The organism is Anoxybacillus sp., assembly GCF_036834105.1.
Classification (GTDB): domain Bacteria; phylum Bacillota; class Bacilli; order Bacillales; family Anoxybacillaceae; genus Anoxybacillus.
Genome location: NZ_DAITON010000106.1, coordinates 1 through 7,858, shown reverse-complemented (window position 1 = coordinate 7,858; position 7,858 = coordinate 1). Strand labels below are relative to the sequence as shown.

Sequence of the window (7,858 nt, the reverse complement as noted above, 5' to 3'; positions counted from 1 at the left end):
GTGTTCGTCGACTAGCCAATATGCTTCTTCAATTTCTTCTTGCGTAACAGCAAGCGTATCGAGACATATGCCATCAAACATTTCCGTATATTTTTTTAACGCCGCGTCTCCGTTATTGCGCACATCCTCAATCACCCGCTTCACCGCTTGTCTTTGCTCTTCCGTACCGCTTTCAATCGTCCGTCGAAGCGAAACCGTCCCTGTTACACGTTCAATTCTCATTGTTTCTCTCCTCTCTCAATCGCATCGGTTAACCGATCGACCATTTGTTCAATTGCACGATCTTGCATGCGATAACTCACCGGATTAACAATAAAGCGCGATGTGACATGAACAATGCGTTCTAATTCCACAAGTCCATTTTCTTTTAGCGTTCGCCCTGTCGAAACAATATCAACGATGCGCTCAGCTAAGCCGATGAGCGGAGCCAGCTCAACAGATCCATTTAATTTAATAATCTCTACTTGTTCGCCTTGCTCGCGAAAATATGTGGAGGCGATGTGAGGATATTTTGTTGCGACTCTTGGAGCGACCGAATGGACGCGCGTATTCGGCAATCCTGCCACCGCCAAATAACAAGGGCTAATGCGCAAATCTAATATTTCATACACATCACGTTCTTCTTCAAGAAGCACATCTTTGCCCGCAATGCCAACATCAGCAACCCCGTGTTCGACGTATGTGACGACATCCATCGGCTTCGCTAAAATGAAACGAAGCTGTTCATTCGGCACATCAATCATGAGCTTGCGAGAATGCTCTAAATCGTCAGGGATGTCGTAACCCGCTTGTTTTAATAAGAAAAGCGCCTCTGAAAAAATGCGCCCTTTCGGCATCGCAACGGTCAACATGATCGTTCATCCTTTCCGTGTTTCCCTAGTACGTACACAACATCGTCAAATGCGGCAGTAAATTGATCCATATCTCGAACACCTGCCACTTGTTGCAAAACAACTTTTTCTCCTCTTTGTCTCATTTCTTTCGCTTTTGCATACGCCTCTGCAAAACGTTCTTGGCTAAACATAATACACGTCGTTTTTCCTTGTTGTTGTTTTTCACCGAGCGCCTCCATTAGCCGATCTAATCGGACGCTAAACCCTGTCGCAGGGGACGGACGATGAAATTTAGCGAGCAATTCATCGTATCGACCGCCGTTGCCGAGTAAAAACCCGACGTTTTCTGCATACACTTCAAAAAGCACACCTGTGTAATAGCTCATATGGCTCACTAAGCTCATATCGAGTTTCACCGTATCGGCAACGCCATATTGTTTCACATGCTCGCATAACTGCTTTAGTTCATCGAGGGCGCGATGTTCTTCTTCTGTCATCGCGAATACTTTTGCTTCTGCCACGACTTCCTCACCGCCGCGCAACGTTAAAAGACGTAAAAGACGGTCGCGGTCGATCGAAGAAAGCGGCAACGATTTCACGTGTTCACGATAACCGACATAGTTTTTTTCATACAAAAAGCGCCGCAACGTTTCCACCCGCTGCTCATGGCGTAAAATATCAAAAAACAATGCATCAACGTAACCGATGTGACCGATCGTTACCGTGAAATGACGTAATCCTGCACGCTGTAAAGCGAAAATCATTAAGCTGATGACTTCCGCATCAGCATACGTCGTCCCATCACCGATATATTCGACACCGACTTGCTCAAACTCTGCAGGGCGTCCCCCTTCTCGCTGTTGGGCTCGAAAAACATTGGCGGCATACGCTAAACGAAGCGGACAACCTTCCTTATATAGCTTCGACGCCGCTAAACGAGCGATCGGAGCTGTCATATCGGGACGTAAGACGAGCGTATGTCCTTCACGATCAAGCAATTTAAATAGTTGCTGATCCAAAATAGCGGAGGCAGAACCGACTGTTTCATCGTATTCTAACGTCGGGGTTTCAATAAACGAATATCCCCACGTTTCGATTTCTTTCATCATCGCTTCACGCAACGCGCGTTTAATTTGATATACATCCGGAAGCGTATCACGCATGCCAAGCGGCTTCTCAAACATAAATACTCTCATCGTTTGTCCCGTCCTTCTTTTTACTTTAGTTCGCTAATATATTAGCAAAGTAAAGATTTTTATTTGTAGTTTACTCCCCGTTTTTCGTTTCGTCAACTACAAACTCATTCGATTTTTTTCGACGTGATTCCTTTTTATTTATAAAAAAAACGTCTTAGCGTTCGCTAAGACGAATCGTTTGCATCGGATTGCCGCCAACAAATGCGCCAGCTGGTACATCGCGGTGCACAAGCGTCCCTGCAGCAACGACAGCACCGTCACCAATCGTGACCCCTGGTAAAATGGTTGTATTCGCCCCGATCATCACATCGTTGCCGATGATCACATCCCCAAGCCGATACTCGTGCACTAAATATTCATGCGCTAAAATGGTCGTATTGTAGCCAATAATCGTGTTGTTGCCGATGTGAATTTTTTCTGGAAACAAAATATCGGGCATGACCATAAACGCAAGCGCCGTATGTTTGCCGATGTCCATGCGTAAAAATGTGCGATATAGCCAATTTTTCAAAGGAAAAAACGGCGTATAGCGTCCGATCAAAATAACGATGACGTTTTTCAACACCTTCCAGAACGAAACAGTTCGATATACTTGCCATAACGAGTTCGTTCCTTTTACATCATAACGTGTCGTCCGTCTCAACGCGATGTCACCCCTAAAATGCTCAACAAATCGCTCATTTTTTCAAGCATCACATCTGGTTCATATTTCGCTAAATGTTCGCGGCCTTTAATCGTCCAAGCAACTCCTGCTGTTTTTGTTCCCGCATGTTTTCCCGCTAAAATATCGTGGTGGTTATCCCCAACCATTAACGTTTCCTCTGGCTTTGCCTGCAAACAAGCAAGCGCTTTTTCGATCGGTTCAGGATGAGGCTTCGCATGCTCAACATCATCGAGCGTAATGATGCATTGGAAAAATGAATCTAGCTTCGTTAACTTTAAGCCCATATTGACTGTATGACGAATTTTCGTCGTTACAATGCCAAGTTTAAAGCCGTGTTCATGTAGCGTTCGTACCGTATCATATACCGTTTCATATTCTTTCACTAACGCATCATGATGGGCATGATTGAATGCTCGATACGTCTCAATCATTTCATCGGCGCGCTCCGGATCAATCGCCTCAAACGTATCGCGGAGCGGCGGTCCGATAAAAGCGAGCACATCTTCACGCGTATATTGATTCGGATAGTAACGGTTGAGCGTATGTAAAAATGATTCAATAATTAAATCGTTCGTGTTAATAAGCGTTCCGTCTAAGTCAAATAAAATCGTGTTAATATTCATACGTCGCTTCCTTTCTTTTTCGGTGTTCCATTCGATTCCAAATAAAACTTAACGTAGCTGTAAGCAAAATTGCCGTCACAAGCCGAATAACTAAAAGCGGCCATACTGGAATGCCAAGCGGCACAAATAACAACGTATCTTCTACAACCGCATGACAAGCAACTAAAAATAAAAATGTTAATGTTAAATCTTTTTTCGTCACTCCATCTTCTTTGACTGCTTGAATCATAACCCCTGCGCCGTAAGCGAGCCCAAACAACAAGCCGGCCGCCATCGTAAGCGACGCGTTTTCGCGAATGCCGAGCATTCGTGTAAATGGAGACAACCATGTAGAAAACGTATTTAGCCATTTTAATTCTTTTAACACTTGAATAGCGATCATAAGCGGAATAATAATGAGCGCTAACTGACCAATACCATATATCGCCTTTTCGGTCCCTGTCCAAACGATTTCTCCCCACGTATGCGGCGTTGTCGAAGATTGCGGCATAAAGCCGTACTTCGCCATTTGTTTTCCGCCATCCCATAACACATGAATAAGCCAAGCGGACGTAAACGCTAAACCGACGCGCACAGCAACCGTCCACCATACGCGAACGCCTACTTGGGCGGCGACAGCCGACTCAACAAGCATATTGTGCGAAAACGACAACATCACAGCTAAAATAAATACTTCTTTCACCGTCAAATCCATTGTTAACATCGCACCGATGCCCGCATATAAATTTAAAAAATTGCCGAGCACGAGCACGAGAGCGGCATCGCCCGGCAAACCGATCCAGCGCATCATCGGCGTTAAAACATTTGTCACCCATGGCAAAACAGGGGAGTATTGTAAAAGCGTCACAATGACTGTAATCGGAAAAATGACTTTTCCGAGCGTCCATGTCGTTTTCAATCCAACAAACAAACCCCTTTGAAGCACGCTGCTCTCCCCTTTCATTTAATCGTTGTACCGCTCATCGGCTAAACCGCGCATGCGGCGCACAACGATCATCATGACCGCAAACACAATAAGCAAAAACGAAATAAACTGCGCCATGCGAATCGTTTCCGTTAACATTAAACTGTCTGTCCGCAATCCTTCAATGAAAAAGCGTCCGATCGAATACCAAATGATGTACGTGAAAAATAGTTCCCCTCTTCGTACATTTCGTCTCCTTAATGCAAGTAAAACGAGAAACCCGAGCATATTCCACATGGATTCATATAAAAATGTCGGATGATAGTACTGACCTTGTATGTACATTTGGTTAATGATCCAGTCCGGCAAATGTAAACTTTCTAAAAATGCGCGCGATACAGGCCCACCGTGCGCCTCTTGGTTCATAAAATTTCCCCAACGTCCAATCGCCTGCCCTAAAATAATACTTGGCGCTGCAATATCGGCTAGTTTCCAAAACGACAGCCCTCGTTTTTTAGCGAACACAATACCTGTTGCGATTGCACCAATTAGACCGCCATGAATGGCCAAGCCGCCGTTCCAAATTTGTGGAATCTCACCGATATGCTTAGAATAATAGTCCCATTGGAAAATAACGTAATACGCACGTGCACATAAAATGGCAATTGGCACAGCAATTAGCACAAGATCAACAAATGTTTCTTTTTGAATACCGAGCCGCTCGCTTTCTTTTGTTGCCAACCAAAGTCCAAGCAATACACCTGTCGCAATAATGACACCGTACCAATAAATTGTAATCGGACCGAGCTGAAAAAAGACGCGATCAAGCGGTTGGATATGTAAAATCATGTTCTTCCATCCTCTCATTCATAATCGTGTTCCGCATCGCCAATTGCATCCGCTAACCGCGCAGAAAATTCTTCTGCTGCGTTGACCCCCATGCGCTTCAAACGGAAGTTCATCGCCGCCACCTCGATAATGACCGCTAAATTTCGCCCTGGACGAACTGGAACCGTCAACTTCGTCACTTCCGTATCAATAATTTTTACTTTTTCCTCTTCAAGCCCGAGACGATCGTATTGTTTATTCGGATCCCATAGTTCTAAGTCGATCACGAGCGAAATGCGTTTATGCGGGCGAACTGCACCTGCGCCGAACAATGTCATAACATTAATAATGCCAAGTCCCCGAATTTCAAGCAAATGTTCAATGAGCTCGGGGGCGCTACCGATGAGCAAGTTTTCATCTTCTTGCCGAATTTCGACACAATCATCGGCGACGAGACGATGTCCGCGCTTTACAAGTTCAAGTGCCGTTTCACTTTTTCCGACCCCGCTTTTTCCTGTAATTAATACGCCGACGCCGTACACATCAACAAGCACCCCGTGCACAGCTGTCGTCGGCGCGAGCTTGCTTTCTAAATAGTTTGTCAGCCGGCTAGCTAGCCGCGTCGTTTTCATCGTCGAGCGCATGACAGGTACTTCTTTTTTCTCAGAAGCTTCAATTAGCTCTTTTGGCACATCTAATCCACGCGAAACGATGATCGCTGGGGTAATATCCGTACATAGCTTTTCCATGCGCAATCGCTTTTCAACAGGAGTTAATCGTTCAAAAAAAGATAGTTCCGTCATCCCGAGCAATTGCACACGTTCAGCTGGGTAATATGCAAAATAACCGGCCATTTCAATGCCCGGACGGGATAAGTCGCTCGTTGTAATCGGGCGATGAATCCCTTCTGCTCCGCTTACGAGCTCAAACTGAAACTCATCAATTAAATCTTTTGTTCTCACTTTTGGCATGCAAACCCCTCCTTTTCCCTTTCTCCATTGTAACACTTTCACTTGAAAATAAAAACGTTCCGCTTCGTACGCAGAACGTTTCACTTTTCCTTTTTAAGCGAATCAATGACAACATGAAAGAGCGAAATAGCGAGCGACGCAAATAGCGCTGTACTAAAGCCGCCAATTTGAAATGAGCTTCCCATCAACCATGCCGTCAGCGCTAACGTCATCGCGTTAATGACGAATAAAAATAAACCGAATGTCAACACGGTAACCGGAAGCGTCAGCAAAATAAGAAGCGGTTTAACGAACGTATTTAATAAAGACAAAAGCAAGCTCGCCGCAAATGCGGACCAAATGCTTGACAAATAAATCGACTCAAAATATCCGGCAAGCGCCAACAATAAAACAGCGTTGACAGCTATATGTGCAAGCCACTTCATATGACATTCTCCTCATTTGGAATAATAAACACGGCAAGCGCATACAACATGGCGAATGGCATGACGCCAGTAATAAGCAATAATGCAACGAACAACAATCGAACAACGGTTGCATCCATATTCATATAAGCTGCTAATCCGCTTAACACGCCCGCAACCATTCGATCACGACGAAGCCTAACAAGCTTCTTCATTCATACATCCCTCCCGATTCCTGTAATACTTGAATTCCCTTAATAATATTCCAAATGATCACAACGACATGCACGACGCCTCCGATCATCACCCCGATAAATGGTAGACCGATCCATCCGTCCACCCCGATGATAACAAAAAATAAAAACAGTCCACCTGTAACGAGCACAATCGCAATTGGAATGAGATGAGATAAAAACGATTTTTTCGCATGCATTTTTACCCGTTCATGCTTCGCGACAAAATAAACGATAATCGGAAATAAAAACGGTGCAAAAAATACGCTAAAATAACATAATGACGCAAGCAATTTATTTCCTTCCATTTGTGATCTCTCCCTTTTTTCTTTACTTATACATACGTTTCATCACAAGGAAAGTTTCGTACAAAAAAAACCGAGCGCATTATACGCTCGGTATACGCTGGCGCATGCGTTCGCGATCGCGCACTAAAATCGGTTGTAAATATCGCCCGGTATAGGATTGCTCGATTTGAGCGACTTCCTCTGGCGTCCCCGCGGCAACGATTTGTCCGCCGCCATCGCCGCCTTCTGGACCAAGATCAATAATATAGTCGGCTGTTTTAATGACATCTAAATTATGCTCGATAACAAGCACCGTATCTCCTTGTTCTACGAGCCGTTGTAGCACATGTAATAAACGGGCAATATCATCGACATGCAAGCCGGTTGTCGGCTCGTCTAAAATATATAACGTCCTTCCTGTCGAACGACGGTGCAATTCAGATGCTAATTTCACCCGCTGCGCTTCACCCCCGGAAAGCGTTGTAGCCGGTTGGCCGAGCTGCATATAACCGAGCCCGACATCGTATAACGTTTGCAGTTTCCGTTTAATTTTCGGGATGTTTTCAAAAAACGCGAGCGCTTCTTCTACTGTCATATCAAGCACTTCGGCGATATTTTTATCTTTATATTTTACCTCTAGCGTTTCGCGATTGTACCGCTTGCCGTGACATACTTCACAAGGCACATAGACGTCAGGTAAAAAGTGCATTTCGATCTTTATAATCCCGTCGCCACGACACGCTTCACAACGACCGCCTTTTACATTGAAACTAAACCGCCCTTTTTGATACCCGCGCATTTTCGCTTCGTTCGTCGTCGCAAATAAATCGCGAATATCATCAAACACGCCCGTATATGTCGCAGGGTTTGAGCGCGGCGTGCGACCGATTGGAGATTGATCGATATCGATTACTT

Annotated in this window: 11 protein-coding genes and 1 pseudogene; all 12 read right to left on the bottom strand. The window is 44.8% G+C overall.

The window, feature by feature from the left end; all coding sequences use genetic code 11:
- Positions 1-222: histidinol dehydrogenase (locus V7Z64_RS10200; protein ID WP_334110302.1), on the bottom strand; the 222-nt coding region annotated here is incomplete at its 3' end.
- Complete coding sequence (gene hisG, locus V7Z64_RS10195) at positions 219-851, bottom strand: ATP phosphoribosyltransferase (RefSeq protein ID WP_297990044.1); 633 nt, start codon at positions 849-851, stop codon at positions 219-221. The genes V7Z64_RS10200 and hisG, both read right to left, overlap by 4 nt.
- Positions 845-2,029, bottom strand: coding sequence for an ATP phosphoribosyltransferase regulatory subunit (locus tag V7Z64_RS10190; protein WP_297990042.1), 1,185 nt, complete (start codon positions 2,027-2,029; stop codon positions 845-847). Before V7Z64_RS10190 ends, hisG begins: the two co-directional genes overlap by 7 nt.
- A 154-nt stretch (positions 2,030-2,183) precedes the next feature.
- Positions 2,184-2,672 carry an acyltransferase gene (locus V7Z64_RS10185; protein ID WP_297990040.1) on the bottom strand — a complete coding sequence of 163 codons (489 nt, stop codon included), beginning with the start codon at positions 2,670-2,672 and terminating at the stop codon, positions 2,184-2,186.
- Entirely contained in the window at positions 2,669-3,316 is a 648-nt protein-coding gene (gene ppaX, locus V7Z64_RS10180) for a pyrophosphatase PpaX (protein WP_297990039.1), read from the bottom strand. Before ppaX ends, V7Z64_RS10185 begins: the two co-directional genes overlap by 4 nt.
- A complete protein-coding gene (locus V7Z64_RS10175; protein ID WP_297990037.1) occupies positions 3,306-4,241 on the bottom strand; it encodes a nucleoside recognition domain-containing protein in 936 nt (311 codons plus the stop codon). Before V7Z64_RS10175 ends, ppaX begins: the two co-directional genes overlap by 11 nt.
- Positions 4,242-4,259: 18 nt before the next feature.
- Positions 4,260-5,069 carry a prolipoprotein diacylglyceryl transferase gene (gene lgt, locus V7Z64_RS10170; RefSeq protein WP_297990035.1) on the bottom strand — a complete coding sequence of 270 codons (810 nt, stop codon included), beginning with the start codon at positions 5,067-5,069 and terminating at the stop codon, positions 4,260-4,262.
- A 14-nt stretch (positions 5,070-5,083) separates the two neighbouring features.
- Positions 5,084-6,019: an HPr(Ser) kinase/phosphatase gene (gene hprK / locus V7Z64_RS10165; RefSeq protein ID WP_297990033.1), complete on the bottom strand. Its 936-nt coding sequence runs from the start codon at positions 6,017-6,019 to the stop codon at positions 5,084-5,086.
- 80 nt (positions 6,020-6,099) lie between these two features.
- Complete coding sequence (locus tag V7Z64_RS10160; protein ID WP_297990031.1) at positions 6,100-6,444, bottom strand: phage holin family protein; 345 nt, start codon at positions 6,442-6,444, stop codon at positions 6,100-6,102.
- Positions 6,441-6,638: a PspC domain-containing protein gene (locus V7Z64_RS10155; protein ID WP_297990029.1), complete on the bottom strand. Its 198-nt coding sequence runs from the start codon at positions 6,636-6,638 to the stop codon at positions 6,441-6,443. The genes V7Z64_RS10160 and V7Z64_RS10155 overlap by 4 nt, the downstream gene beginning before the upstream one ends.
- Positions 6,635-6,964, bottom strand: a complete 330-nt coding sequence (locus tag V7Z64_RS10150; protein ID WP_003397328.1) for a DUF4870 domain-containing protein — start codon at positions 6,962-6,964, stop codon at positions 6,635-6,637. Before V7Z64_RS10150 ends, V7Z64_RS10155 begins: the two co-directional genes overlap by 4 nt.
- Before the next feature lie 79 nt (positions 6,965-7,043).
- Positions 7,044-7,858: pseudogene (locus tag V7Z64_RS10145) on the bottom strand (excinuclease ABC subunit UvrA); the annotation flags it as partial.

Bases quoted from the DNA above. Each gene is read 5' to 3' on its own strand.
- ppaX (WP_297990039.1), bottom strand. From the start codon at position 3,316: ATGAATATTAACACGATTTTATTTGACTTAGACGGAACGCTTATTAAC.
- hprK (WP_297990033.1), bottom strand. From the start codon at position 6,019: ATGCCAAAAGTGAGAACAAAAGATTTAATTGATGAGTTTCAGTTTGAG.
- V7Z64_RS10190 (WP_297990042.1), bottom strand. From the start codon at position 2,029: ATGAGAGTATTTATGTTTGAGAAGCCGCTTGGCATGCGTGATACGCTT.
- hisG (WP_297990044.1), bottom strand. From the start codon at position 851: ATGTTGACCGTTGCGATGCCGAAAGGGCGCATTTTTTCAGAGGCGCTT.
- lgt (WP_297990035.1), bottom strand. From the start codon at position 5,069: ATGATTTTACATATCCAACCGCTTGATCGCGTCTTTTTTCAGCTCGGT.
- V7Z64_RS10150 (WP_003397328.1), bottom strand. From the start codon at position 6,964: ATGGAAGGAAATAAATTGCTTGCGTCATTATGTTATTTTAGCGTATTT.
- V7Z64_RS10160 (WP_297990031.1), bottom strand. From the start codon at position 6,444: ATGAAGTGGCTTGCACATATAGCTGTCAACGCTGTTTTATTGTTGGCG.
- V7Z64_RS10155 (WP_297990029.1), bottom strand. From the start codon at position 6,638: ATGAAGAAGCTTGTTAGGCTTCGTCGTGATCGAATGGTTGCGGGCGTG.